Below are 24,554 nucleotides of genomic sequence, written 5' to 3'. Positions count from 1 at the left end.
GTGTTCACTTGATGTTTATTCGACGATGTTGAAGTCTTTGAGGAACTCGGTCTTCATGGTCAGGCCCAGGCCGGGCTTGTTGTCGTCAAGCTGCAGGAAACCGTTTTCGGCCACCGGCTCGCCGTCGAAGATGTAATAGAACAGTTCGTTGCCGACTTCCACGTCGAACATCGGGAAGTATTCGCTCATGGGCGAGGCGATGGTGCTCATGGTCAGGTGGTAGTTGTGCATCTGGCCGGCGTGCGGCACCACCGGAACGCTGTAGGCCTCGCACAGCGCGTTGATCTTGTGCGCGGCCGTGATGCCGCCCACGCGGTTGGTGTCGTACTGCACGACCGATACGGCTTTTTTGTCCAGCAGCTGCTTGAAGCCGTAGAGGCTGAACTCATGCTCGCCGCCCGAGATAGGGATGCTGGTGAGCTGGTTCAGTTCGGCATAGCCGTCGATGTCGTCGGCGATCACCGGCTCCTCGACCCAGCGCGGCTGGAACTTCTCCAGCTTGGGCAACATGCGTTTGGCGTATTCCAGGTTCCAGCCCATGTAGCACTCAAGCATGAGGTCGTTGTCGTAGCCGATGACTTCGCGCAGCGCCTCCACGGCCTTGAGGTTTTCCGCCACGCCCTTGGTGCCGTGCGCCGGGCCGTAGCCGAAGCGCGACTTGAACATGGTGAAGCCCTGGTCCAGGTAGGTTTGCGCCTCGTCCTGCATGGCCTTGATGTCGGTGCGGTAGAGCTTGGAGTAGTAGCAGGGAATCTTCTCCTTGGTGCGGCCGCCCAGCAGCTTGAACACCGGCTTGTTGACCGACTTGCCCAGGATGTCCCAGATGGCGATGTCGATCGCCGAGATCGCGGCCATGGTGACGCCCTTGCGGCCCCAGGCATGCGTGCCGCGGTACATGCGCTGCCACAGGTATTCATAGTCCCAGGGGTCCTGGCCCAGCACCAGCGGCGTGAGGTACTGGTCGATGATGGCTTTGGCGATGTGCGGCGCCAGCGCCACGTTGCCCAGGCCGACGATGCCGTCATCGGTTTCAATCTCCACCACCGTCCAGGAATGGAAACGGAAGGTGCTCATGGATTCGGTGTTGGAGTACACCAGGTCCATCGCGTTGGAGCAGAAATTGCCCTGCGGTGGGACGGTCTTGCCTTTCCATTCGAACACGCGGGCGCGCACTGATTTGATTTTCATGATGGTTTCCTTGGAGAACTGAATAAACGGGTAGTCAGGTAACCGTTCGCACTGAGCTTGTCGAAGTGCATGCAGGCTTCGACAGGCTCAGCCCGAACGGCCGGGTTAACGGGAGAGGGCTGCTTGCCCCATGCGGCAGGCAATCCTGAAAGCGTTGAGCGTGGCGTTCACGTCGGCCACGCCCTGGCCGGCAATGTCATAGGCCGTGCCGTGCGCCGGCGTGGTGATGGGCACCGGCAGGCCGCCCTGCACCGTCACGCCCTTGCTGAAGCCCATGAGCTTGATCGCGATCTGGCCCTGGTCGTGGTACATGGTGACGATGGCCTGGTAGAGGCCGTCGCGCGCCTTCAGGAAGATGGTGTCGGCGGGGAAGGGCCCGTCCACCGGCACGCCGGCGGCGCGCAGTTCGGCCACGGCCGGCGCGATGATGTCGATCTCTTCTCGCCCGCAGACGCCGCCGTCGCCGCCATGCGGGTTGAAGGCCGCCACCGCCACCTTCGGTTGTGCCGTGCCGCTGGCTTGCAGCGAGGCGTAGATCAGCCGCGCCGCATCGACGATGCGCTCTTTGCTCAGCATGGCCGCCGCGTCTTTCAGCGGAATGTGCGACGACACGCGCGAGGTCCACAAATCGCCCAGGGTGTTGAACTCGCAGAAGTAGCCCGTCACACCCAGGTATTCGGCGAAGTGGTGCAACTCGTCCTCGTGCTTCAGGCCGCCCAGCTTCATGGCCTGCTTGTTCAGGGGCGCGAAGCAGATCGCGTCGACCTCGCCGCGCTTGGCGCCGTCCATGCAGAGGTTGAGCACCTGCAGCACGGCCGCCCCGCAGGCGGCCTGCGCCTGGCCGCGTTGCACCTGAACGGATTGAATCGTGTGTGTCGCGAGGAAGGCCGGCAGGCGGGTGTCGGCGCGGCCGCGCACCTCGGCCAGGCTGGTGACGGCCTGTGTGGCCACCACCCGTTTGGCCGTGAGCTGGCCTTGCTGCCACAGCCAGGCATCGCCCACCAGCACGACGTTGGCGCCGGTCGTGATGTCGGGCTCGCTCAGCAGCCGGGCGACCAGCTCGGGGCCTATGCCGGCCGCGTCGCCCAGTGTGAGGGCGATCACGGGCAGGGCTGCGGGCTTGTGTGTGTTGCTCATGGCGTCTGTCCAGTCAGTCAATCGTTGCGCTCAATCGAGTTTGATGTTTTTCCGGGCAATCAGCTCGCCATAACGCTTGTTTTCGTCGGCGTGGAACTGCGCGAACTGGGCCTGCGTCATCGGCGTCAAATCCGCGCCTATCGCGCCCAGGCGGGTTTGCGTTTCGGGCATGGCCAGCACCTTGGTCACTTCGGTGTAGACGCGCTCCTGCACCGCCTTGGGCGTGGAAGACGGCATGTAGATGCCGTACCAGGCGCTCATCTCCACGCCCTTGAGGCCGGCCTCGGCCATGGTCGGCACATTGGGCAGTTGCGGGTTGCGTTTGGCGCTGGCCACGGCCAGCGGCTTGATGCGGCCGTTCTTGATCTGGCCTATCACCGAGGGCATGGTGTCAAAGCTCAGCTGCACCTGGCCGCCGACCAGGTCTATCAGCGCCGGGCCGCTGCCGCGGTAAGGGATGTGGGTGATGAACACGCCGGCCTGGTCCTTGAACAGCTCGGCCGCGATGTGCTGCGTGCTGCCCGAGCCGCTGGTGGCGTAGTTGAGCTGGCCGGGCTTGCTTTTGGCCAGCTTGATCAGCGACTGCACCGAATCGACCGGCAGCGCGTTGTTGACCACCAGCACATTGGGCACCGCGCCGACGAAGACCACGGGCACCAGGTCCTTGTTGTTGTCATAACCGAGCTTGAGCAGGTGCGGCGCGATCGCATGCGCGGTCGACACGCCCATCAGCAGGGTGTGGCCGTCGGTGGACTTGGCGGTCAGGTCGGCCGCCAGGGTGTTGGAGGCGCCGGGGCGGTTTTCCACCACCACGGGCTGCTTGAGCAGTGGGCCCAGCCGGTCGGCCACGGCGCGCGCCATGGCGTCGGTGCCGCCGCCCGGGGCCGAGCCCACGAGGATGCGCACGGATTTGGTCGGCCACTCCTGCGCGAGGGCAGGGGAGGCGGCGCTGAAGGCGCAGGCGGCCGCCAGCAGGGCGGGCAGAAATTTGAGGGATTTCAGGTGGCGCATTGTCTTTGTCTCCGGGTCATTGTTTTAAGGAAAGGCACAAGAAATCTTGAACCGATGCCCAGATGGTAGAGACGCCGACACTTAACGTAAATTGAAAATCCCTGATTATTTGATAACCTAGGGTGATCAATTGACATCAGCACCCGGAAAGGCACTCTCATGCCCGCCACACCCCGTACCTCCTCCATCCCCCAATTGCTCAACCGCCTGCGCATGCGCCAGGTCGCTCTCATCCTGGCCGTGGGCGAACACGGCACGCTGCGCAAGGCCTCGGCCGATCTCGGAATGACGCAGCCGGCCGCCACCAAGATGATCCAGGAGTTGGAGTCGGCGCTGGGCCAGCGCCTGTTCGAGCGCGTGGGCCGCGGGCAAAAACTCACGCCGGCCGGCGCCAGCGTGCTGCGCTACTTCCGCGGCATGCGCGGCTCGGTCGAATCGATGACGCGCGAACTCGCCGAGCTGGAGCAGGGCGGCTCCGGCCGGGTCTCGGTCGGCAGCATCATGGCGCCGTCGCCCAATTTGCTCACGCAGGCCATCATCGCGCTCAAGAAGGCCTACCCGCTTCTGTCCGTCGACGTCACCATGGACACCAGCGACCGGTTGTTTGAACTGCTGCGCGAAGGCGTGCTCGACGTCGCCATAGGCCGCATACGCGACGAGCACCGCGCCGACTATGCTTTCACGCCACTGGAGAATGAGGCCCTGGCCCTGGTCGTGGGCGTGAAGCACCCGCTGGCCAAAAAGAAAACCGTCAAGTTCGCCGACCTGCTGGGCTACGGCTGGATCCTGCAACCCCACGGCAGCCCCATGCGCGAGGTGCTGGAGCAGGAGTTCCGCATGCTGCAGGCGCCCTCGCCCAAGGGCCTGATCGAAACCGCCTCCATCCTCACCACCACCAACCTGATCGCCGAGACCGACATGGTCGGCGTCATGCCGCAGTCGATTGCCGGCACTTATGCGCAGCACGGCATGCTGGTGATCCTGCCCTGCTTTATCCGCCACAAGATGGAAGCCTTCGGCAGCATCACGCGCAAAGACAGGCCGCTGAGCGAGGCGGCGCGGTTTTTTCTGGCGGCCTTGCACCGCAAGTAGCTACCGGGGGCCTGAGGGGTGCGGCGCCGGGTTGCCACGGTGAATGCGCTTTCCATGACGTGGATCAAGTCTTTTTACCGCACCCTTGTTTACGCTTGTGCATTGCCAACGCCGGAAGCAAACACATGCACATGCCGAATCTTCAATGGTCTGACGCCCTCGTGCTCGGACTGCCCCAGATGGATGACACGCACCGGGAGTTCGTCGAATTGCTGGCGCAGGCGGAAAACGCTTCGGACGATGCGCTGCCGGGTCACTGGCGCACGCTGGTGGAGCACACCGACGACCACTTCAGCCGTGAAGACCGCTGGATGCTGGACACGCGGTTTTCCTCTTCCAATTGCCATACCGTGCAGCACAAAGTGGTGCTGCAGGTCATGCGCGAAGGCCTTGTGATGGCCGAGGCCGGGGACTTCACGTCCTTGCGCCATATGGCCAGGGAGCTGGCCCTGTGGTTTCCGCAGCATGCGCAGACCATGGACGCCGCGCTGGCCCTGCACCTGCGCGGCATAGGCTACGACCCGGTGACGGGTGTGGTGGGCATGCCGCAGGCTTTGCCCGCGGACGTCATTCAGGGTTGTGGCGGTCTCGGTTGTTCCCCCGAGCGCCCGGTGCTAGAGCCCAGCGCATAAAAATAAACGCGGCTTCCCGTTTGAGCCCGCGGTGAAGGCGGTCTGTGGCTTGGCCCAGGCAGCCGCCACCCAGCGACTGGATCAGCGCCACGGCAGTCACCCGGCGATCGGCCGTGGCCTGGGCGGTGATGACTTCGGTCTAGCGACCTGGCCGCTGCGGTAGCGGTTCAGGACTTGCTGCTCGACCTGGTCGGCCGCCACCAGTAGTCTCGCGCTTGCGCGGGCGACTGAAGACGACAAATCCCACAAAAAACATCCGCGCGCGGACATTTGCGTGGCATGCCCGCCGTGAACTCGCATATGGTGCGGTGAACTCACAGGAGCAGCCATGCGCAATTTCATTTCCGGCAGCAAGTTCAACGACAGCCTTCCGGGCAGCACCGGCGAGGATTGGTTTTATGGCAGCCCGGGCAACGATACCTTTGACGGCGGAGGCGGCATCGACACCGTGGACTACAGCACCCTGCAGGGCAAAACCTGGCCGGACTACACCCTGATGTCGGGGATAGAAGCCAACCTGGACGTCGGCAGGGTCAAGAAATTCTTCGTCTCCTATGCCACCGGTTCCACGAAATTTTTCACTTTCACCGATGTGCTGCGCAACATCGAGAACCTCGTGGGCACCGGATTGAGCGACGTGATCACCGGCAGTAGCGGCAACAACATGCTGGATGGCGGAGGCGGAAGCGACACGGTGTTCGCCGGCGCGGGCAACGACAACCTGCTGGGCCAGTTGGGGGACGATGTGCTCTACGGGGAGGGCGGCGACGACAGGCTGGACGGCGGCCCCGACAACGACACGATATGGGGTCAAGACGGAAACGACACGCTGGACGGAGGAGACGGCAATGACCAACTGTCCGGCGGCCCAAGCATTGACATGCTCAAGGGCGGCAAAGGCAACGACACTTACCAGTTCTGCACGATGACTTTGTCGCCGGTGCCCATGATGCTGATCCGCAGATCGTTGCCCGTGACGCTCACCTTTTGCGCCGTGTCCACCCTGCTGAACCATAGCTGGTTGGCCTTGATATCTCCCGTGAACAGCAGCACGTCGGTGTTGCCTTGCGTGGCATCGTTTTCCACTATCGTGTCGGTGGCATCGTTACGCTTGAAAAGGTACGGGCTGAATGCTTTAATGGAGATGAGTGACGGCTGGCAGGCGGCGAAACAAACCAGCAGAAGAAAAGCGGAAAAAAGCCCGCCGCGCAATCAGCGCGGCGGGCTGGCAAGGCTGCATGAAGCGTTGCCCATCTATGCCGACCTCCGTTTGGGCGTGGTGAACAAATATCGCGAGTCCGGGGGGCCTGCAGAAAGTACAGACAGCATGGCGTCTGTGGAAGTGGTGAGTGGCTCGATGGCTGCCGATACGATGATCGGCAACTCCGCTGGCAACTTCCTGGTTGGTGGAGGAGGCAATGACGTGGTGCAGGGCCTTGGCGGCAATGACAGGCTGGAAGGCGGGTTTGGCAATGACACCCTGGACGGTGGGGCCGATAACAACAAGTTGTACGGGAATGAGGACGACGACATCCTGTACTCCGGTTTGGGCATCAACATGCTGGATGGTGGAGCCGGGGTAGATACCGTGGACTACAGCCGCGCTGGCCTGGCCCGCATCAATGCCAACCTGCTGACTGGCAAGGTGCAGAAATTCCCTGTGGCTGGCGGCAACGCCATAGTAGACACGGTAGTGGGCATCGAAAACGTGGTGGGTACCGCGGGGGACGACACCATCACCGGTGATGCCAGTGCCAATAGCCTGTCTGGCCTGGGTGGCAGCGACAAACTGGACGGCGGGGCCGGCAACGACACGCTGGACGGGGAAGACGGTAATGACCAACTGTCCGGCGGGCTGAACAATGACGTTCTCAAGGGCGGCAAAGGCAACGACACCTACTTCTTCAAGCGTGGCGATGCCGCCGATAGCATCGTGGAAAACGATGCCACACAAGGCAACACCGACGTGCTGCAGTTCACAGATGTCAAGTCCGCTCAGCTGTGGTTCAGCAGGGTGGACAAGGCGGGCAAGGCAGACAAGGCGGGCTCTAGCCTGCAAGTCAGCATCTTGGGCAGCACCACCGACAAAGTCATCATGCAGAACTGGTATCTGGGCAATGCTTATCACGTGGAGCAGATCAAGTCCAGCGACGGCAAGACACTGCTGGACATGAAGACGGGTAAGGGCGCGAACACGGATCTGGAACTGCTGGTGCAGGCCATGGCCACCTTTGGCGCCGCGCCAAGCGCAGCCATCAACACGCTGCCACACAACGCCAAGAACGACGCACTCATGAATGCACTGGCTGCCAATTGGCATTGAGGGTGGTTTGGCCGCCGCGAAGGCGCAGCGACGCGGTAAGCCCGGCTCCCATTGCCTGGCGTCGCCATCCTTGTTTAGGCCTGCCGCGCTTGATTGCGTGGCGGGCTTTTTTTCGCTTTTCTTCTGGTTGTTTATTTCCCCGCCTGCCAGCCGCCACCCAGCGACTGGATCAGCGCCACGGCCGTGGTCTGGCGGTCGGCCATGGCCTGCACCAGGGCGCGGCGCGCGCTGAGAGCCGTGGCCTGGGCGGTGATGACTTCCGTGTAGCCGACCTGGCCGCTGCGGTAGCGGTTGAGCACTTGCTGCTCGACCTGGTCTGCCGCCTCCGAGGCCTGGCGGCGTAGCTCCTGCTGGGTCAACAGCACGCGGGTGGCGGCGAGCTGGTCTTCCACGTCCTGGAAGGCAACCAGCACGGTCTGGCGGTAGCGGGCCACGGCCTGTTCGTGCGCGGCGCGTGCGCCGTCCACGCGAGCGCCGGTGGCGCCGGCATCAAAAATCAGCTGCGCGGCCGACAGGCCCAGGGACCAGACGCTGCTTGAGGCCTTGAACAAATCGGCCACGCGACTGGCGCCTGTGCCGGCCGAGGCATTGAGCGACAGGCTGGGGTAGTAGGCGCTTTTGGCGATGCCGATCTGCTCGTTCGCGGACGCCACGCTGCGCTCGGCGGCGGCGATGTCGGGCCGGCGCTGCAGCAGGTCCGATGGCACGCCGATCGGCACCTCGGGCACCAGCGGGTTCCACGCCACGGGCGGCAGGCTGAAATTGCCGGGCGCTTCGCCGACCAGCACGGCGATGGCGTGCTCAAGCTGGGCACGTGTGCGCACCAGGCCGGCGTTGTCGGCCTGGGCGTTGGCAAGCTGGGTTTGCGCTTGCAGCACGTCGGTCTTGGCGGCGATGCCGGCGGTGTAGCGGTTTTGCGTGATCTCCAGCGCGCGCTGGTAGCCCGTCAGCGTGCTTTCGAGCAGCGCCTTTTGCGCATCGGTCTGGCGCAGCGAAAAGTAATTGGCGGCGAGTTCGCCCTGCGCCGAGAGCTTGGCCGAGGCCAGGTCGGCGGCGCTGGCCTGTTCGCCGGCCGTGGCGCTGCTGACCGCGCGGCCCAGCCGGCCCCAGACGTCGGGCTCCCAGCTGCCGCCTATGCTGAGCTGGTAGTTGTTGCCGACGCGGCCCGTGGTGCCGGTGGTGACGTTGCCGCTGGAGCGCGAACGCGTGGCGCCGCCGTCCAGCGAGACCGAGGGAAACAGCGAGGCGCGCTGTTCGCGCACCAGCGCGCGCGCCTGCGCATAGGAAGCCACGGCCAGCGCGACGTTCTGGTTGGAGACGTCGACGCGCGACTGCAACTGGTCCAGCACCGGGTCCTTGAAGAGGCTCCACCAGGGGCCACGCTCCAGCGCGTCGGCCGGCACGGCGGGCATCCAGCCTTCGGCCTCCTTGAAGCGGGTCGCCTCGGCAGTGGCGGGTACCTTGTAGTCGGGGCCGACGGCGCAGCCGGTGGCGAGCAGGGCGAGTATGGCCGCGAGGATATAGCGATGGGATTTCAGTGGGTGGTGCATAACTTGTTGACCTTCTCAGTCATTCTTGCTCCTTCCCCCGCTGGGGGAAGGTTGGGATGGGGGCCAGTGGCGCTTGATGGTGCGGCCGGGATTGGATTGAGGGCGGGGTGGCCCCCATCCCTGCCTTCCCCCAGAGGGGGAAGGAGTCAGAGGAAGAGCAGGGGCGCGCCTTGCCCATCATGGCTGCTCTTGCTCCTTCCCCCGTTGGGGGAAGGTTGGGATGGGGGCCGCCGCTGCCAGTTCGGCCAAACGGTTGTGTATTGCCTGGACCATCGACGTCAAATCAGAAAATGGCACATTGGCCGGAAAGAGCAGCACGTCAAAACCGAGAGACTTGAAATAAGCATCGCGCTTCATGTCGTAGGCCTGTTGGCCCGCATGCTGCGACCCATCAACTTCCACAATCAGTTGGGGATCCAGGCAGGCAAAGTCAGCCACATACGGGCCGACCGGATGCTGGCGCCTGAACTTGACGCCTAGTTGCTCTGTACGCAATCGCTGCCATAGCAGCCGCTCGCCGTCGGTCATTTCCCGGCGTAGGGACCTGGCGAAGGTCCTGGCGTTAGAGGTGGCCTGGTGTTGCATGTTGTGGCGGGGGATTCACTCCTTCCCCCAGAGGGGGAAGGAGTAAGAGGAGATGCGGCTTGTCCATCATTGCGCTTGCGGCGTCGCATCAAGCTCGCCGGGATGGCGGCTGAGCTGGCGCTCCAGGGGGCTGCGGCGGCGCAGCTTGTCCATCAGCACGTAGACCACGGGCGTGGTCAGCAGCGTCAGCACCTGGCTGGCGATCAACCCGCCGATGATGGCGATGCCCAGCGGGCGGCGCAGTTCGGCGCCTTCGCCGAAACCGATCGCCAGCGGCAGCGCGCCCAGGATGGCGGCCAGCGTGGTCATGAGGATGGGGCGAAAGCGCAGCAAACAGGCTTCACGCACCGCCTCTATCGCCGAAAGGCCGCGCGCTCGCTCGGCCTCCAGCGCGAAGTCGATGATCAGGATGGCGTTTTTCTTGACGATGCCTATCAGCAGGAACACGCCTATCAGCGCGATGATGGAAAAGTCGAGCTTGAACATCAGCAGCGCCAGCACCGCGCCCACGCCGGCCGAGGGCAGGGTGGAGAGCACGGTGATGGGGTGGATCAGGCTTTCATACAGGATGCCCAGCACGATGTAGATCACCACCAGCGCGGCCAGGATCAGCAGCGGCTGCTGGCCTTGCGATTCCTGCGCGCTGCGCGCCGTGCCGGCGAAACTGCCGCGCACATTGCTGGGCAGGTGGATGTCGGCCTCGGCCTGGCGCACAGCCGCTTCGCCGTCGCTCAGCGTGGAGCCGTCGGCCAGGTTGTAGGAGATGGTGGTCGAGAGTTCGCCGTCTTCATGGGCGATGGAGGCGGCCGTCGGGTTCTCCGTGAAACGCGCGATGGCCGACAGCGGCACCATGGTGGTGGCGGCGGTACTGAGCACATTGCCGCTCGAGGAGTCGCGCAGGCCCGGGTTGGCGCTGCTGGTGCTTGTGCTGACCGTGGTTCCGGTTGTAGTCGTCGTACCCGAAGTACCCGTCGTGGCGGTACTGGATGAGGTGCTTGCAGCGCTCGTGGTGGTGGCGGTGCTCGCGCCGCCCCCGCCCTTGGCCGGCACATAGATGTCCTTGAGCGACTCGGGGCTGCGCGTATAGCGCGGCGCGACCTCCATGATCACGTGGTACTGGTTGAGCTCGGCGTAGATGGTGGCCACCTGGCGCTGGCCGAAGCCGTTGTAGAGCGCGTTGTCCACGTCGCGGGAGCTGATGCCCAGGCGCGCGGCGCTTTCCTTGTCGACGGTGACCATGGTTTCCACGCCGTTTTCCTGTTGGTCGGTGTCCACGTCGGTCAGCGCGTCCTGGGTCTTCATGCGTTCGGCCAGGCGCGTGGCCCACAGGCTCAGGTCGGCGGCGTTGTCGCTTTTCAGCGTGTACTGGTAGGTCGAGTTGGTCTGGCGCCCGCCGCCGCGCAAATCCTGCACGGTGTTGAGGAAGAGGCTGATGCCCGTCACCTGCGCCAGCTGCGGCCGCAGCCGCGCGATCACGGCCTGGCCGCCGTCCTTGCGCTGGCCGACCGGCTTGAGGTTGATGAACATGAAGCCGCCGCCGGCGCGCGAGCCGCCGGTAAAGCCGACCACGGTGTCCACCGCCGGGTCGGCGCGGATGATGTCGACCAGCTGTTTCAGTTTGGCCTGCATCGCCTGGAAGGAAATGCTGCGGTCGGCGCGCAGGCCACCGTTGATCTGGCCGGTGTCCTGCTGCGGGAAGAAGCCCTTGGGCGCCTTCACATAGAGGTAGACGTTCAGGCCCACCACGGCCGCCAGGATCAGCATCACCAGCAGCTTGCTGTGCAGCGCCCAGTCCAGGCTGGTTTCATAGCTGCGGTGCACGCGGTTGAAGCCCCGTTCAAACCAGCGCGCAACGCGGCCGGGCGGCTTGTCGTGCGCATCGGGCTTGAGCAGCCAGGCGCACATCATGGGTGTGGTCGTCAATGAGATGACAAGAGAAATCAGCACCGCCGCCGACAGCGTGACGGCGAACTCGCGGAACAGCCGGCCGGTTTGCCCGCCCATGAAGAGCAGCGGGATGAACACCGCCACCAGCGACAGGCTGATGGACAGCACGGTAAAGCCGACTTCGCGCGCACCCAGCAGCGCGGCCTTGAAGCGGTCCATGCCGGCCTCGATGTGGCGGCTGGTGTTTTCGAGCACGACGATGGCGTCGTCGACCACAAAGCCGGTCGCTACCGTGAGCGCCATCAGGCTCAGGTTGTTGAGTGAAAACCCCATCAGGTACATCACGCCGAAGGTACCCAGCAGCGAAGCCACCGTGGCCACCGCCGGGATGATGGTGGCGCGCGCGCTGCGCAAAAACGCGCTGACCACCAGCACCACCAGCACGATGGAGATGATCAGCGTGATCTCGATCTCATGCAGCGAGGCGCGTATCGAGTTGGTGCTGTCGGAGGCGACCTCCAGCTTGACGTCCTGCGGCAACTGCGCCTGCAGCTCGGGCAGCAGGTCGCGCACGCCGTTGACGGTTTCGATCACGTTGGCCGCCGGCTGGCGCGTGACCAGCACGATCACGGCCGGCTCGCCGTTGAACAGGCCCAGCGTGTTGACGTTCTCCACGCCGTCCTGCACCTCGGCCACGTCGCGCAGGCGTATCGCCGCGTTGTTGCGCCAGGCGACGATCAGGTCCTGGTAATCGGCCGCGCGCCGCCCGCCGCTGGCGGTGCTGGAGCCGGTGTAGATCTGGAAGCGCTGGCCGTTGCCCTCGATGGCACCGCGCGGCCGGTTGGCGTTGGAGGCCTGCAAGGCCGCGCGCACGTCTTCCGAACTCACGCCGTAGCGGTTCAGCGCAAAGGGGTTGAGTTCCACCCGCACGGCAGGCAGCGAACCACCGCCCAGCTCCACGTCGCCCACGCCCGGGACCTGGGCGATTTTTTGCTGGATGAGGTTGGAGACCTCGTCATAAATCTGCCCCGGCGAACGCGTCTTCGACGTGAGTGCCAGGATGATGACGGGCGCCGAGGCCGGGTTGGCCTTGCGGTAGGTCGGGTTGCTGCGCAGGGTGGCCGGCAGGTCGGCCCGCGAGGCATTGATCGCCGCCTGCACTTCGCGCGCGGCCGAGTCGATCTTGCGGTTGAGGTCGAACTGCAGGCTGATGCGCGTCGAGCCGCTGCCGCTCGAAGACGTCATCTCATTGACCCCCGCGATCACCCCCAGGCGCCGCTCCAGCGGCGTGGCCACACTGCTGGCCATGGTCGCGGGGCTGGCGCCCGGCAGCGAAGCGCTGACCGAGATCACCGGGAAGTCGACTTGCGGAAGTGGCGACACCGGCAGGACGAAGAAGGCGCCTATGCCGGCGAGGCACAGGCCTATGGTTAGGAGGACGGTGGCTACCGGGCGGCGGACGAAGGGCTCGGAGAGGTTCATGGGGTGGTTCCTCCCCCGCCCTTGCTGAGCTTGCTTTTGCCGGTTCTTGCCCCGGCGGACGCTTCCTCTGCATAGGCTTGCTGGCCGGGAGTGGCCCGGCGGCCAGTAACTTTCTTTTGCTTCGCCAAAAGAAAGTCACCAAAGAAAAGGCGACCCTGGTTGCTGCGTCCCTCCGCTTCGCTGCGGGCAACCTGCGGTGCTCGGTTCAGGCGGGGTCTCGCTAAACTCGCTTCGCTCAAACAACGCGATCCCTGATCCGCCTGAACCTGCGCTCCTCGGCGCATCCACAAGGGGCAATCGGGATCGGGCGCGGGGACAGAAGAAAAATACCAAGACAAACAAGGACACGCCAAGGCGTGTCCTTGTTTCTTCAGGTATTCGGTACTGGTATTCGGCTGTTGGGTATTTGGCTGTTCGGTATTCCTGCTCCCACCCCTTGTGGATGCGCCGAGGAGCGGAGGGCCAGACGGATAAGGGCAAAAACTTGTTTGAGCGAAGCGAGTTGTTTTTGACCCCGTCTGGACCGAGCACCGCAGGTTGCCCCGGAGCGAAGCGCAGGGGACGCAGCAACCAGGGTCGCCTTTTCTTTTGCTTACTTTTCTTTTGGCGAAGCAAAAGAAAAGTGAGTTGCCGCCGGGCAATCCCCGGCCAGCCACCCTCAGACGAGGGCTCCCTGCTGGAAAGCAAAAAGAGGCCTTCACGCAAGAACCTCCTTCTTGCGTCGGAATCTCCGTCCCAACCGGTCAAACCCCAAATAAATCACCGGCGTCGTAAACAAAGTGAGCATCTGGCTGACGATCAAGCCGCCAAAAATCGACAAACCCAGCGGCTGCCGCAACTCGGCGCCTTCGCCAAATCCCAGCATCAGCGGCACCGCGGCAAACAGGGCTGCCAGTGTCGTCATGAGAATGGGCCGGAAGCGCAGCAGCGCCGCCTGGTGAATCGCCTCCTGCGGGGATTTGCCTTCGTTGCGTTCGGCGTCGATGGCGAAGTCGATCATCATGATGGCGTTTTTCTTCACGATGCCTATCAGCAGGATGATGCCGATGATGCCGATTACCCCGAGGTCGGAGCCGCTGATCATCAGGGCCAGCAGCGCGCCCACGCCAGCCGAGGGCAGGGTGGAGAGAATCGTCAGCGGGTGGATGTAGCTTTCATACAGCACGCCCAGCACGATGTAGACGCAGACCACGGCCGCAAGGATCAGCCACAGCTGGTTGGAGAGCGAGGATTGGTAGGCGCCGGCCGCGCCCAGGAAGGTCAGGGTCACGCTGCCGGGCAGGGCGATGTCCTTGGCGGCCTGGCGGATCTGGTCGACCGACGTGCCCAGCGAGACGCCGGGCGCGGTGTCGAAACCCAGGGTGGTGGCCGGGTACTGGGCCACACGGGTGATCTGCAGCGGCGCGGGTTGCTCACTGATGGTGGCGATGGCCGACAGCGGCGTGGTGGTGCCGCCGCCGGTCTTGAGTTGCAGCGCGCCCAGCGATGCCGGCGTGGCCAGCGGGTCGGGCATGGCTTCGAGGATCACGCGGTACTGGTTGGTCTCCGTGAAGATGGTGGAGACGATGCGCTGGCCGAAGGCGCTGTAGAGCGCGTCGTCGATCGATGAGGTGGTGACCGACAGGCGCGAGGCGGTGTCGCGGTCGACGTTGATGTACGCCGAGGCGCCGCTCGATCCCGCGTCGGACGCCACGTTGCGCACGCCGGGCAACTGCCGCATGCGTTCGCTGAGCTTGTTGGCCCACAGCACCACGGTGGCGTTGTCGGAGCCTTCGAGCGAGACGCGGAACTGCGTCGGGCCGGTCTCGGCGTCAATCGTCAAGTCCTGCGTCGGCTGAAGGTACAGCGTGACGCCTGCGACCTTGCCGACGCGCTCCTTGAGCCTGTCCATGGTTTCCTGCTGGCTGCCGGTGCGGCTGGACTTCAGGTTGATCAGCATGCGGCCGGTGTGCAGCATGGTGTTGTTGGCGGCGTCCACGCCGATGAAGGAGCTCAGCGTTTCAACGTCGGGGTCTTCGAGGATGGCCTTGGCGGCCGCCTGCTGCAGGCCGGCCATGCGGGCGTACGAGACCGACTGCGCGGTCTCGATGCGCGCCTGCAGCTGGCCGGTGTCTTGCGTCGGGAACAGGCCCTTGGGAATCAATACATAGAGCAGTACCGTGAGCAGCAGCGTGCCCAGCGCCACCAGCAGCGTCAGGCCCTGGCGCTTGAGCACCCAGGTGAGCCAGCGGTCGTAGTGGACGATGACCTCGTCGAAAAATGCCTGCATGCGCTTGCCGAATTTGCCGCCTTCTGGTTCGTTCTCGGGGTGGCGCGTGAGCCAGCGCGCCGACATCATGGGCACCAGGGTGAGCGACACGACGGCGGAGATCAGGATGGTGATGGCCAGCGTGATGGCGAATTCGCGGAACAGCCGTCCCACCACGTCGCCCATGAAGAGCAGCGGAATCAGCACGGCGATCAGCGACACCGTCAGCGAGATGATGGTGAAGCCGATCTGCGTCGCGCCCTTGAGGGCGGCGGCCATGGGTTCTTCGCCTTTTTCGATGTAGCGCGAGATGTTCTCGATCATCACGATGGCATCGTCGACGACGAAGCCGGTGGCGATCGTCAGCGCCATCAGGCTCAGGTTGTTGAGGCTGTAGCCCAGCAGGTACATGGCGCCGCAGGTGCCTATCAGCGAGATCGGCACGGCCAGGCTGGCGATCACGGTGGCGCGCACGCTGTGCAGAAACGCAAAAATCACCAGCACCACCAGCAGCACGGCCAGCACCAGTTCGATCTCGACGTGCAGCACCGAGGCGCGTATGCCCGTGGTGCGGTCGCTCAGCACGTCGACCTTGAGCGAGGTGGGCAGGCCGGCCTGCAGCTCGGGCAGGCGCGCCTTGATGGCGTCCACCGTGGCGATCACGTTGGCGCCGGGCTGGCGCTGTACGTTGAGGATGATGGCGGGCTTCAGGCCGCTCCAGGCGCCCAGCTTGATGTTCTCTGCGCTGTCGATCACCTGCGCCACGTCGGACACGCGGATGGCCGCGCCGTTGCGGTAGGCAATGATGAGGCGCTGGTAGTCGGCCGCGGCAACGAGCTGGTCGTTGGAATTGATGGAGTAGGAACGCGTCGGCCCGTCAATGCTGCCCTTGGCGCCGTTGGCGTTGGCGGCGGTGATGGCGGTGCGCAGCGAATCCAGGCCCAGGCCGAAAGAGGCGAGGGCGCGTGTGTCGGCCTGTATGCGCACGGCGGGGCGCTGCCCGCCGCTCAGCGACACCAGGCCCACGCCGTTGACCTGGCTGATCTTCAGCGCCAGGCGGGTGTTGACGATGTTCTGCACTTCGGTGAGCGGCAGCGTGTCGGAGGTGATGGCCAGCGTGAGCACGGGTGCATCGGCCGGGTTGACCTTGGCGTACACGGGCGGCGCGGGCAGGTCGGCGGGCAGCAGCGAGCCGCCGGCGTTGATGGCGGCCTGCACTTCCTGCTCTGCCACGTCCAGCGTGATGCCCAGCCCGAACTGCAGCGTGACGATGGACACGCCGGCCGCGCTGGTGGAGCTCAAGCGTTGCAGGCCGGACATCTGGCCGAACTGGCGCTCCAGCGGGGCGGTGACGGTCTGGGCCATGACCTCGGGGCTGGCGCCGGGGTAGAGCGTCTGTACCTGGATGGTCGGGTAATCGACCTGCGGCAGGGCCGACAGCGGCAGGAATTTGAAACCCACCAGGCCGGCCAGCACGATGGCCACCATCAGCAAAGAGGTGGCGACCGGGCGCAGGATAAAAGGACGTGAGGGGCTCATTCAATAACCTTCGTGCTTCGCACTTCGATGCTATTCGCCTGGGGAACGGCCCGGCGGCTCATGCGCGAGGATCCTGCCGTGCGGTCATTGCGCCGGCCGTTCGCGGCGCTGGTCCTTCATGCCTTGCCAGCGTGCCAGCGCGGCGGGGTCGCCCTTGTCGATTTGTTCCAGAAAGCGTTTGCGGCGTTCCAGCGCGGCCGGGTCGTCCCTGGCCTGGTCCAGCATGCGCTGGCGCTGCTCGGCGGTGGGGCCGGCGATGGACGGCGGTGCGGCATTGGGCTGCAGCGCTGCCGCAGGTGCGGGACCCGAAGATGCCGGCGCCGGGACGGCAACCGGTGCCGAGGCCGGTGTCCCCGCAGCCGCGTCGGACGCCGCACGGTGGCGCCCCGCCGCGGAAGCGCCGGCGCCCGGTGCGCTGGCGCCGCGGCGCCTGCCGCCGGCACCCGCGCCCGCACCGGGCGCGTCGCCCGGCAGCACCACGCTGGCGCCGTCCTTGAGGCGGTCGGCGCCTTCGGTGATGACGCGCTCGCCCGCTTCCAGGCCGGAGGTGATCACGATTTTTTCGACGGTGGCCTGGCCGCGCTTGACCAGCCTGAGCGAGACGGTGCGGTCCTTGTTGACCACATAGACGTAGTCGCCGGTGCTGCCCAGGCGCAGGGCCGTGACGGGCACGACCACGGCGTTTTCAATGGTGCGCACCTGCAGGCGGACGTTGACGAACTGGCTGGGGTAGAGGTTGAGCTGGCTGTTGTTGAAGCGGGCCTTGGCCTTCACGGTGCCGGTGGTGATGTCGACCTGGTTGTCCAGCGAGGCGAATGTGCCGGTGTCCAGCGTGACGGCGCGGGTGCGGTCCAGCGCGACGACCTGCATCACCTGGCCTTTGGCGGCGTTTTGCTGCAGCTCGCCGACCTGGTCCTGCGGGATCGCGAAGACGACGTCGATGGGCGTGATCTGGGTGATCACGGCGATGCCGTTGGCGTCGCCGTTGCTCACCACATTGCCCACGTCCACGGTGCGCAGGCCGACGCGGCCGCTCACGGGCGCGACCACGCGGGTATAGCCCAGGTTCAGGCGCGCCGTGCCTTCGGAAGCCTTGTCGACGACGACCGTGCCTTCCAGCTGCTTGACCAGCGCGGCCTGGGTGTCGACTTCCTGGCGCGCGATGGAGTCCTGTTCCAGCAGGGTCTTGAAGCGCTGCAAGGTGACGCGCGCGCTGTCGAGCTGGGCTTCGTCGCGCTGGCGCTGGCCGCTGGCCTGCATCAGGGCCATTTCAAACTGGCGCGGGTCTATGGTGGCCAGCAGCTCGCCGGCCTTGACCATCTGGCCTTCCTTGAAGAGGACTTTTTCCATCACGCCGGAGACCTGCGGCCTTACACGGACGGTGGCCTGCGGGGTGACGGTGCCCAGGGCATCCAGCACGATGGGGATGTTGGCCCGCTCGGCAGTGGCAACGCCGACCGTGGTGGACGGCGGGCCGCGCCTGCCCGCGGCAAATCCGCCGGGGCCGCCGGCCGCGTCGGTGGAAGGATGGGTCAGGTGCCAGGCCAGCCAGCCCAGGCCGGCCAGCGCGATCAGGGCGATCACGCTGCCGATGATGGACGCGCGGCGGCTGATGCGTTTGCGGGGGAGGGTTTCGGCTTTCGGGTCCATCGGCTGTCCTTGGGGTGCCCGCCGCGTCAACCAGGCGGCGCTGCATTTTTTTGTGTGGGATCGCCGCTGTTTGCTCCAGACCCTGGGGGCCTGCTCCAACAGCGCTCAATAATTATCACTGCAAGCCTGTGGGCGCAGGTATAGCGCCCGATAGAGGCGCGTAAATATCCTGTAAAGCGGCGCTCGGCCTACACCCCGGCGGGAAATTACGCCGTTGCGGTCTCTGCAGCTACGGTTTTGATAGCGATCCGGGCTTGCCGCGGCTCAGGCCATGAGCGCCGCCACATCCGCAAGGCGCGGAATGCCGTCTATGGCGCCGTGCCGCGTGACCGACAGCGCGGCCGCCGCGTTGGCCCACTGCATGGCGCCGGCCAGGGGCTCGCCGCGCGCCAGGGCGGCGGCCAGCGCGCCGGTGAAGGTGTCGCCCGCGCCTATGGTGTCGCGCACGGCCATGGCGCGGCCCGGGATCGCAACCGGCGGCTGGCCCGCCTGGTAGAGGCGGCAGCCGGCCGCGCCCAATGTGACCAGCACCGCGCGGGCGCCGCGGGCCAGAAGTTGGGCGGCCGCCTGGTCGGCCGAGCCGCCATGTGCCGCGCCGGCCAGCAAATACAGTTCGCTTTCGTTGGGCGTCAGCACGTCGACCAGCGCGATCAGTTCGTCACTGAGCGGCCGCGCGGGTGCGGGATTGAGCAGCGTGAGCGCACCGGCTGCGCGGGCCAGCCGGAAGGCTTCCAGCGTGGCTTCAGCCGGCACCTCGCAGGAGGCCATCACGACGCGGCAGCCCGCCAGCAGCGTTGCCGCGGCCTGCGCATGGCGCGCGCCCAGGCCGGTGCCGGCGCCGGGGTAGACGGCGATGCTGTTGTCGCCGTCTTCATAAACCAGGATTTGCGCGACGCCGCTGCGCTCGCCGGCGACCTGCTCGACGTGCGAAGCGTCGATGCCTTCCTCATGCCACAGCGCCATGCCCATGCGGCCGAAGTCGTCGTCGCCTATGCGGGCGAGCAGCGCCACGCGCGCGCCCTGGCGCGCGGCGGCCACGGCGGCATTGCTGCCCTTGCCGCCCGGGCTGATGCTGAAATCGCTGGCCATCAGCGTCTCGCCACGGGCAACCGGCCGAGCTACCTTGGAAATCAGGTCGGCGTTCCAGCTCGCGACGCAGACGACGTCGGCGGCCGTCATTTATTTGGCGCCGTAGCCCATGGTCTGAGGCAACCAGAGCACGATCTGCGGGAAGAAGGTCATGGCCAGCAGCAACAACAGCAGCATGACCAGGAAGGGCCAGCCTTCCTTCATCATCTCGCCGATGGGAATGCCGGTCAGCGCCTTGGTCACGAAGAGCAGCATGCCGAAAGGCGGGTGGATCAGGCCGATCATCATGTTGAGCACCACCAGCACGCCGAAGTGCACTAGGTCCACGCCCAGCAGCTTGGCCGCCGGCAGCAGCATGGGCACAAAGACCAGCAGCAGCACCGAGACGTCCAGGAAGCAGCCCAGCACCAGGAACATGACGTTCACCATCAGCAAAAAGCCGATCTGCGAAAAATGCATGCCGTCGACCCAGGCCGCCATGGCCTGCGGCACGCCTTCGGCGGTGAAGGCGTAGTTGAGCATGAAGGAGCCGGCCAGGATCATGGTGATCACGGCGCTGCCGCGCGTCGATTCCATCACCACGCCCCAGAAGCTGCGCCAGGTGAGCGCCCGGAACACCAGCGCCGCGAGGATGAGCGCATGCAGCGCGGCCACGGCGGCGGCTTCGGTCGGCGTGAAGATGCCGGAGTAAATGCCGCCCAGCAGCACGATGGGCATGGACAGCGGCAGGGCGCCGCGAAAGATCAGGCCGGCCCATTCCGAGCGCGGCACGGGTTCGTCGCGCGGCATGTTGCGTTTTTTGGCGATGATGGCGACCACGCCCATCATGAGGCCGGCCATCAGGAAGCCCGGCACCACGCCGCCCAGGAACAGCGCGCCCACCGAGGCGCCGGAGACCAGCGCGTAGATCACCATGGGAATCGACGGCGGGATGATGGGGCCCAGCGTGGCGCTGGCCACCACCACGGCACCGGCGAAGCCGCGGGAATACTCGGGCTTCTTGAGCATCTGGCGAATCGTGACCAGGCCGGGGCCGGCCGCGTCGGCGATCGCGCTGCCGCTCATGCCCGAGAAGATCACGCTGACAAGAATGTCCACCTGCGCCAGCCCGCCGCGCATGCGGCCGACCAGGATGCGGCAGAAGTCAAAGATGCGTTCGCTGACCGTGCCCGCGTTCATGATGTTGGCGGCGAACACAAACAGCGGCACGGCCAGCAGCACATAGCTGTTGTAGAGGCCGTTGCCGATCTGCTCGGCCACCAGGCCTATGTCCTGTCCCTTGGCCGCGAGGTAGCCTATGCCTGCCGCGATCATCGAAAACCCGATGGGCATGCGCAGCAGCATCCCGGCCACCAGCACCCCGACCAATACCCAGATACCGTGTGTCATATGCGCAGCTCCGCTTCAAGACCCTTGCCGCGGATCGCGTTCCAGATCGCCCAGGCCGAGCGCAGCGCCAAAGCGGCGAGCAGCAGCACAAAAGGCATGAAAACCCATTGGAAAGACAGGCCCAGCACGGGCGTTCCTTCGCGGGCCATGAAGTGCACGTAGTCCCAGCAGCCCGGGATGCCCCAGAGCGCCAGGCCGCCCACCAGCAGGTTGCCGGCAATCGCCATGACCTGGCGCGCGCGGTAAGGCACGCTGTTCCAGACCAGGTCGAACACCACGTGCTCGCGCTCGGGCACGACGACGGCGGCGGCCCACAGGATCACCCAGACATAGAGGACCACGGCCATCTCATCCGTCCAGGCCAGGGGCTTGTTGAAGAAAAAGCGTGCCGTGATCTGGATCACGAACACGACGAACAGGGTCAGGAAGAGTCCGCCGCCAATCACATTGGCGGCCTTTTGGGGCCAGCTTTTCATGGGCGTTGTTGTGGTGCTTGCCGCCGGACTTACTTCGTCGCGTTGATGCGCTCAAGCAGGCCCTTGGGCCAGACCTTGGCGTAGTCGGAGTTCAGGTAGGTTGCCTGCACCGTCTTGCGGAACGCGTCCACGTCCGGCGTGGTCACTGTCAGGCCTTCCTTCTTGAAGAAGTCGACCAGCTGGCCTTCTTCCTTGATGCGGTTTTCGTTGTTGTAGACGGCCGCGGCCTGCGCCGCCGCCTGGACCTTGGTCTTCTGCGCGGCGCTCATGGCGTTCCAGGCCTTGTTGGAAATGGCGATGAAGATACCGTCCACCAGGTGGCTGGTCATGACGATCTGCTTGGTCACCTCATAGAACTTGGCGGCGCGCACGGAGGGCAGGGGGTTGTCCTGGCCGTCTATGGTGCCGGTCTTCAGGCCCAGGTAGACCTCGCCGAAGGCCAGCGGCGTGGGCGTGGCGCCCAGCGCTTCACCGAGGAACAGCCATTCCTTGGAGCCGGGCATGCGCAGCTTGATGCCCTTGAGATCGGCCGGCACCTTGACGTTGCGGGCTTCGCGCAGGTTGACCTGGCGCGTGCCGAGGTAGACGGTGGACAGCGGCGTGACTTCCATCTTCTCAGCCACGGACTTGAACATCTCGGTGCCGATCGGGCCGGAGAACACCTTTTGCTGGTGGTCCGGGTCGCGCACGATGTAGCCGGCGGTGAAGATGGAGAACTCGGGCACCAGCTTGGCGATGTCGAAGGCCGAAATGGAAGAGAGCTCCAGGTTGCCGCGCGCCATGGCGGCGGGTTCGGTGCCCTGCTTGAACAGCGTGGCGTTCAGGTTGATCTGCACGTCGAATTCGCCGGGCGCGCTTTTTTCGAGGTTGTCCTTGAAGACCGTCCACATCTTGGCGTGCCAGTCGTCGGGCACGGCGGGCGTCGAGACGCGCAGCACCATCTTGTTCTGGGCCTGGGCCGCGGGCACGAAAGCGCCCATCAACAGCGTGGCGGAAGCGGCGGCCAGCAGGCTGCGGCGCAGGGTGGACGAGAGGGAAGTCTTCATGGTTGTCTCCTTTTTTGGGTCAATCGTTTGGGGCTGGGGCCCCGGGTCAGCGTTCAGCAGTCATTCAACAATCACTCGGATTTTGTATCAATCCCGAAGGCGGTGATGGTTTTTTCCAGCGCCTTGTATTCTTCGGCCGTCAACGCCACCAGCGGCGCGCGCACGCGCAGCCAGGCGGCGTCGCCGCTCAGCATCGCCATGATGCCCTTGAGGGCGGGCATCAGCGAGTAGCCGTCCAGCAGGCCGATCAGCTTGACGACGCGCTCGCGTTCAGCGGGTGTGGCCGCGGCGCCGGGCTCGGTCACCAGGCGTTTGACGAGGCGCGGCATGAAGTTGGCCAGGCCGCTGATGGCGCCCGTGCTGCCGCGTTTGCCCATCTCGGGAAGGTCGGGCTCAAAGCCGACGTAGACCGTCATGTCCTTCATGAAGGCATTGGCCAGGCCCACCGAATGCTCGGTGTTGCAGGCGCTGTCCTTGATGCCGACGATGGTGTCCGGGTACTGATTCTTGAGCGTGGCGATCACGTGGTGCGACAGCGGCACGCCCGTGACCTGGGGGATGTGGTACAGGTAGAGCTTGAAGGGCGTGCCGGCCATGCCGTCGATCACGTAGCGGTAGCTGTCGATGATGCCCTGGTCGGACACGCCCTTGAGGAAAAACGGCGGCAGCATCAGGCAGCCGTGCACGCCGGCTTTCACCGCGTGGCGCGTCAGCTCCAGCGTTTCGGGCAGGGCGGCGCAGCTGGTGGACACCATGATCTGCGCGGCGGGAATGCCGTTCTTGATGAGCTGTTCAATGGCTTCCTTGCGCTCGGCCAGCGAGAACGAGGGGCCTTCGCCCGTGGTGCCGAAGGCCGTCACGCCGGGGCAGCCGCTGGCGATCAGCGCCTTGCAGTGGGCGGCGAATTTGGCGTGGTCAATGTCCAGGCCGGCCGTGAGCGGCGTCAGCAGGGCGGGCCAGATGCCGCGAAAGGATTTGTCGGCGGCGGGAAAGGAACTCGTCATTCAGGGATCTCCAAAGACCACGGCATCTCGGGCCGCGGCAGTCCGAGCACGCGGCGGTGCGCGCTCTCGATGTGATGGCCCAGGCGGTCGACCACGGCTTGTGCGTCGCGCCGCTTGAGGGCATCGATGAACCAGAGGTGCTCTTCCATCGCGGGAATCAGCACCTCCGGGGAAAGGGATGAGGCTTCGAGCTTGATCAGCCGCACCCGCAGGCTGTTGATGCGGTAGACCTCGGAAATCAGCTCGTTGCCCAGCGTGTCGATCATGAGGTCGTGCAGGCCCCAGTCCACCGTGGTGGCGTCTTCCAGCAGCGCGTCGTCGATGGCTTTTTTGCGCGCACGCCGCACGATGCTCAGGTGGGCCTGCTCGATGGCGGCCAGGTCGGCGTCGGACACCGTGGTGACGAAACGGCTGGCGGCCTCGCGCTCGAGCAGGCCGCGCAGCTGGAAGGCGTTGTTGATCAGCTTGAGGTCGACGTGGGCCACCTGCAGGCCGCGCTGCGGCACGGTCTTGACCAGGCCCTCGGCCTCCAGGCGCGGGATCAGCTCGCGCACCGCGCCCAGCGGCATGCCCAGCAGCTGCATCAACTCGCGCTGCGAGACGAATTGCCCGGGCCGTATGTTGGCTTCCACGATTTGCTGCTGGAAGCTTTCATAGGCCTGCGCGCGCAGGCTGATGGGGGCGGAAGGGACGGCCGTGCTCATGGGTTCAAGCGTGGTCGCTGGCAATGACGCCCTTGCGCAGCAGGATGTTGCCGTACTTGCGCTGCTCGCCGGTCTGCAGGATCAGGAAGGCGGCCTGGGCACGCGCATAAAAATCAAAACGCTCCAGCGAAACGGCGGGGCGCTCGCCCGCCTGGTGCAGCACGGTGGCGAATTCGGCGACCGGCGCCGGGACGGCCGCGGCGTCGCCCACCACCTGCATGGTCCAGGCGGCATCGGGCACAAAATCGTCCAGCGGCAGCAGCCGCAGCACGGCCGCCAGCGCCTGCGGCGCGGTGGCGCCCGCCAGCTGCACCAGCACGGCGCCGCTTTTGCGCGCCACGTGCGCTGCCGGGAAGTTCGCATCGACGATCGCCACGTCGTCGCCATGGCCCATGCTGGCCAGGGCGTGCAGGGCGTCGGGTGTCAGCAGGGGCGGAATGTTTTTGAGCATTGATAAAAGGGGGGCAGTTGGGGAACCGTGGTTTTCACAAAACCTCGGGATTTCCCGCTGTCAATGACTGA

Annotated in this window: 18 protein-coding genes; 3 read left to right on the top strand and 15 right to left on the bottom strand. The window is 65.3% G+C overall.

Annotated features, from left to right (window positions below):
• Nucleotides 1-15: 15 nt before the first annotated feature.
• The 3 genes from ACLV74_RS13625 to ACLV74_RS13615 form a co-directional block, all read right to left on the bottom strand.
• Nucleotides 16-1,188 carry an L-rhamnonate dehydratase gene (locus ACLV74_RS13625; RefSeq protein WP_411879930.1) on the bottom strand — a complete coding sequence of 391 codons (1,173 nt, stop codon included), beginning with the start codon at nt 1,186-1,188 and terminating at the stop codon, nt 16-18.
• 105 nt (nt 1,189-1,293) lie between these two features.
• Nucleotides 1,294-2,325: a 4-hydroxythreonine-4-phosphate dehydrogenase PdxA gene (locus ACLV74_RS13620; RefSeq protein WP_411879929.1), complete on the bottom strand. Its 1,032-nt coding sequence runs from the start codon at nt 2,323-2,325 to the stop codon at nt 1,294-1,296.
• A 30-nt stretch (nt 2,326-2,355) separates the two neighbouring features.
• The gene (locus ACLV74_RS13615; RefSeq protein WP_411879928.1) at nt 2,356-3,336 is read right to left on the bottom strand and encodes a Bug family tripartite tricarboxylate transporter substrate binding protein; all 981 of its coding nucleotides are present in this window, start codon (nt 3,334-3,336) and stop codon (nt 2,356-2,358) included.
• 159 nt (nt 3,337-3,495) lie between these two features.
• Between ACLV74_RS13615 and ACLV74_RS13610 the strand changes: the two genes are divergently transcribed.
• The 3 genes from ACLV74_RS13610 to ACLV74_RS13600 all read left to right on the top strand — a co-directional run bounded on the left by ACLV74_RS13610 (nt 3,496) and on the right by ACLV74_RS13600 (nt 7,383).
• Nucleotides 3,496-4,428, top strand: coding sequence for a LysR family transcriptional regulator (locus ACLV74_RS13610; protein ID WP_411879927.1), 933 nt, complete (start codon nt 3,496-3,498; stop codon nt 4,426-4,428).
• Between the two features lie 131 nt (nt 4,429-4,559).
• Complete coding sequence (locus tag ACLV74_RS13605) at nt 4,560-5,060, top strand: hemerythrin domain-containing protein (RefSeq protein WP_411879926.1); 501 nt, start codon at nt 4,560-4,562, stop codon at nt 5,058-5,060.
• A gap of 328 nt (nt 5,061-5,388) precedes the next feature.
• A complete protein-coding gene (locus tag ACLV74_RS13600) occupies nt 5,389-7,383 on the top strand; it encodes a calcium-binding protein (RefSeq protein ID WP_411879925.1) in 1,995 nt (664 codons plus the stop codon).
• 131 nt (nt 7,384-7,514) lie between these two features.
• Here ACLV74_RS13600 and ACLV74_RS13595 read toward each other — a convergent pair whose 3' ends face one another.
• From ACLV74_RS13595 to ACLV74_RS13540, 12 genes are all read right to left on the bottom strand, one after another.
• Nucleotides 7,515-8,933, bottom strand: a complete 1,419-nt coding sequence (locus tag ACLV74_RS13595) for an efflux transporter outer membrane subunit (protein WP_411879924.1) — start codon at nt 8,931-8,933, stop codon at nt 7,515-7,517.
• A gap of 177 nt (nt 8,934-9,110) precedes the next feature.
• On the bottom strand, nt 9,111-9,461 hold the full coding sequence (locus ACLV74_RS13590) for an endonuclease domain-containing protein (RefSeq protein ID WP_411879923.1): 351 nt from the start codon (nt 9,459-9,461) through the stop codon (nt 9,111-9,113).
• A 123-nt stretch (nt 9,462-9,584) separates the two neighbouring features.
• Entirely contained in the window at nt 9,585-12,887 is a 3,303-nt protein-coding gene (locus ACLV74_RS13585) for an efflux RND transporter permease subunit (RefSeq protein ID WP_411879922.1), read from the bottom strand.
• 697 nt (nt 12,888-13,584) lie between these two features.
• Complete coding sequence (locus ACLV74_RS13580) at nt 13,585-16,674, bottom strand: efflux RND transporter permease subunit (protein WP_411879921.1); 3,090 nt, start codon at nt 16,672-16,674, stop codon at nt 13,585-13,587.
• 84 nt (nt 16,675-16,758) lie between these two features.
• Nucleotides 16,759-18,324, bottom strand: a complete 1,566-nt coding sequence (locus tag ACLV74_RS13575) for an efflux RND transporter periplasmic adaptor subunit (RefSeq protein ID WP_411879920.1) — start codon at nt 18,322-18,324, stop codon at nt 16,759-16,761.
• A gap of 264 nt (nt 18,325-18,588) precedes the next feature.
• Complete coding sequence (locus ACLV74_RS13570; RefSeq protein WP_411879919.1) at nt 18,589-19,503, bottom strand: ribokinase; 915 nt, start codon at nt 19,501-19,503, stop codon at nt 18,589-18,591.
• Nucleotides 19,504-20,802 carry a TRAP transporter large permease gene (locus ACLV74_RS13565; RefSeq protein ID WP_411879918.1) on the bottom strand — a complete coding sequence of 433 codons (1,299 nt, stop codon included), beginning with the start codon at nt 20,800-20,802 and terminating at the stop codon, nt 19,504-19,506. It lies immediately after the preceding gene.
• Entirely contained in the window at nt 20,799-21,278 is a 480-nt protein-coding gene (locus ACLV74_RS13560) for a TRAP transporter small permease (protein WP_411879917.1), read from the bottom strand. Before ACLV74_RS13560 ends, ACLV74_RS13565 begins: the two co-directional genes overlap by 4 nt.
• 29 nt (nt 21,279-21,307) lie before the next feature.
• A complete protein-coding gene (locus ACLV74_RS13555; protein ID WP_411879916.1) occupies nt 21,308-22,324 on the bottom strand; it encodes a sialic acid TRAP transporter substrate-binding protein SiaP in 1,017 nt (338 codons plus the stop codon).
• 71 nt (nt 22,325-22,395) lie between these two features.
• Complete coding sequence (locus ACLV74_RS13550) at nt 22,396-23,328, bottom strand: dihydrodipicolinate synthase family protein (protein WP_411879915.1); 933 nt, start codon at nt 23,326-23,328, stop codon at nt 22,396-22,398.
• Nucleotides 23,325-24,032, bottom strand: a complete 708-nt coding sequence (locus tag ACLV74_RS13545) for a GntR family transcriptional regulator (protein ID WP_411879914.1) — start codon at nt 24,030-24,032, stop codon at nt 23,325-23,327. Before ACLV74_RS13545 ends, ACLV74_RS13550 begins: the two co-directional genes overlap by 4 nt.
• Before the next feature lie 4 nt (nt 24,033-24,036).
• A complete protein-coding gene (locus ACLV74_RS13540; protein ID WP_411879913.1) occupies nt 24,037-24,483 on the bottom strand; it encodes an RbsD/FucU family protein in 447 nt (148 codons plus the stop codon).
• Nucleotides 24,484-24,554: the final 71 nt, after the last annotated feature.

The sequence above is a fragment of the Polaromonas sp. YR568 genome (assembly GCF_943369415.1).
Lineage (GTDB): Bacteria > Pseudomonadota > Gammaproteobacteria > Burkholderiales > Burkholderiaceae_C > Polaromonas.
This window is presented reverse-complemented; position numbering and strand designations above follow the sequence as displayed.

Excerpts from the sequence above, each read along its gene's own strand:
- ACLV74_RS13555 (WP_411879916.1), bottom strand. The coding sequence starts at position 22,324 with ATGAAGACTTCCCTCTCGTCCACCCTGCGCCGCAGCCTGCTGGCCGCC.
- ACLV74_RS13605 (WP_411879926.1), top strand. The coding sequence starts at position 4,560 with ATGCCGAATCTTCAATGGTCTGACGCCCTCGTGCTCGGACTGCCCCAG.
- ACLV74_RS13540 (WP_411879913.1), bottom strand. The coding sequence starts at position 24,483 with ATGCTCAAAAACATTCCGCCCCTGCTGACACCCGACGCCCTGCACGCC.
- ACLV74_RS13550 (WP_411879915.1), bottom strand. The coding sequence starts at position 23,328 with ATGACGAGTTCCTTTCCCGCCGCCGACAAATCCTTTCGCGGCATCTGG.
- ACLV74_RS13625 (WP_411879930.1), bottom strand. The coding sequence starts at position 1,188 with ATGAAAATCAAATCAGTGCGCGCCCGCGTGTTCGAATGGAAAGGCAAG.
- ACLV74_RS13575 (WP_411879920.1), bottom strand. The coding sequence starts at position 18,324 with ATGGACCCGAAAGCCGAAACCCTCCCCCGCAAACGCATCAGCCGCCGC.
- ACLV74_RS13565 (WP_411879918.1), bottom strand. The coding sequence starts at position 20,802 with ATGACACACGGTATCTGGGTATTGGTCGGGGTGCTGGTGGCCGGGATG.
- ACLV74_RS13545 (WP_411879914.1), bottom strand. The coding sequence starts at position 24,032 with ATGAGCACGGCCGTCCCTTCCGCCCCCATCAGCCTGCGCGCGCAGGCC.
- ACLV74_RS13570 (WP_411879919.1), bottom strand. The coding sequence starts at position 19,503 with ATGACGGCCGCCGACGTCGTCTGCGTCGCGAGCTGGAACGCCGACCTG.
- ACLV74_RS13560 (WP_411879917.1), bottom strand. The coding sequence starts at position 21,278 with ATGAAAAGCTGGCCCCAAAAGGCCGCCAATGTGATTGGCGGCGGACTC.
- ACLV74_RS13580 (WP_411879921.1), bottom strand. The coding sequence starts at position 16,674 with ATGAGCCCCTCACGTCCTTTTATCCTGCGCCCGGTCGCCACCTCTTTG.
- ACLV74_RS13615 (WP_411879928.1), bottom strand. The coding sequence starts at position 3,336 with ATGCGCCACCTGAAATCCCTCAAATTTCTGCCCGCCCTGCTGGCGGCC.
- ACLV74_RS13600 (WP_411879925.1), top strand. The coding sequence starts at position 5,389 with ATGCGCAATTTCATTTCCGGCAGCAAGTTCAACGACAGCCTTCCGGGC.
- ACLV74_RS13610 (WP_411879927.1), top strand. The coding sequence starts at position 3,496 with ATGCCCGCCACACCCCGTACCTCCTCCATCCCCCAATTGCTCAACCGC.
- ACLV74_RS13595 (WP_411879924.1), bottom strand. The coding sequence starts at position 8,933 with ATGCACCACCCACTGAAATCCCATCGCTATATCCTCGCGGCCATACTC.
- ACLV74_RS13620 (WP_411879929.1), bottom strand. The coding sequence starts at position 2,325 with ATGAGCAACACACACAAGCCCGCAGCCCTGCCCGTGATCGCCCTCACA.
- ACLV74_RS13590 (WP_411879923.1), bottom strand. The coding sequence starts at position 9,461 with ATGACCGACGGCGAGCGGCTGCTATGGCAGCGATTGCGTACAGAGCAA.
- ACLV74_RS13585 (WP_411879922.1), bottom strand. The coding sequence starts at position 12,887 with ATGAACCTCTCCGAGCCCTTCGTCCGCCGCCCGGTAGCCACCGTCCTC.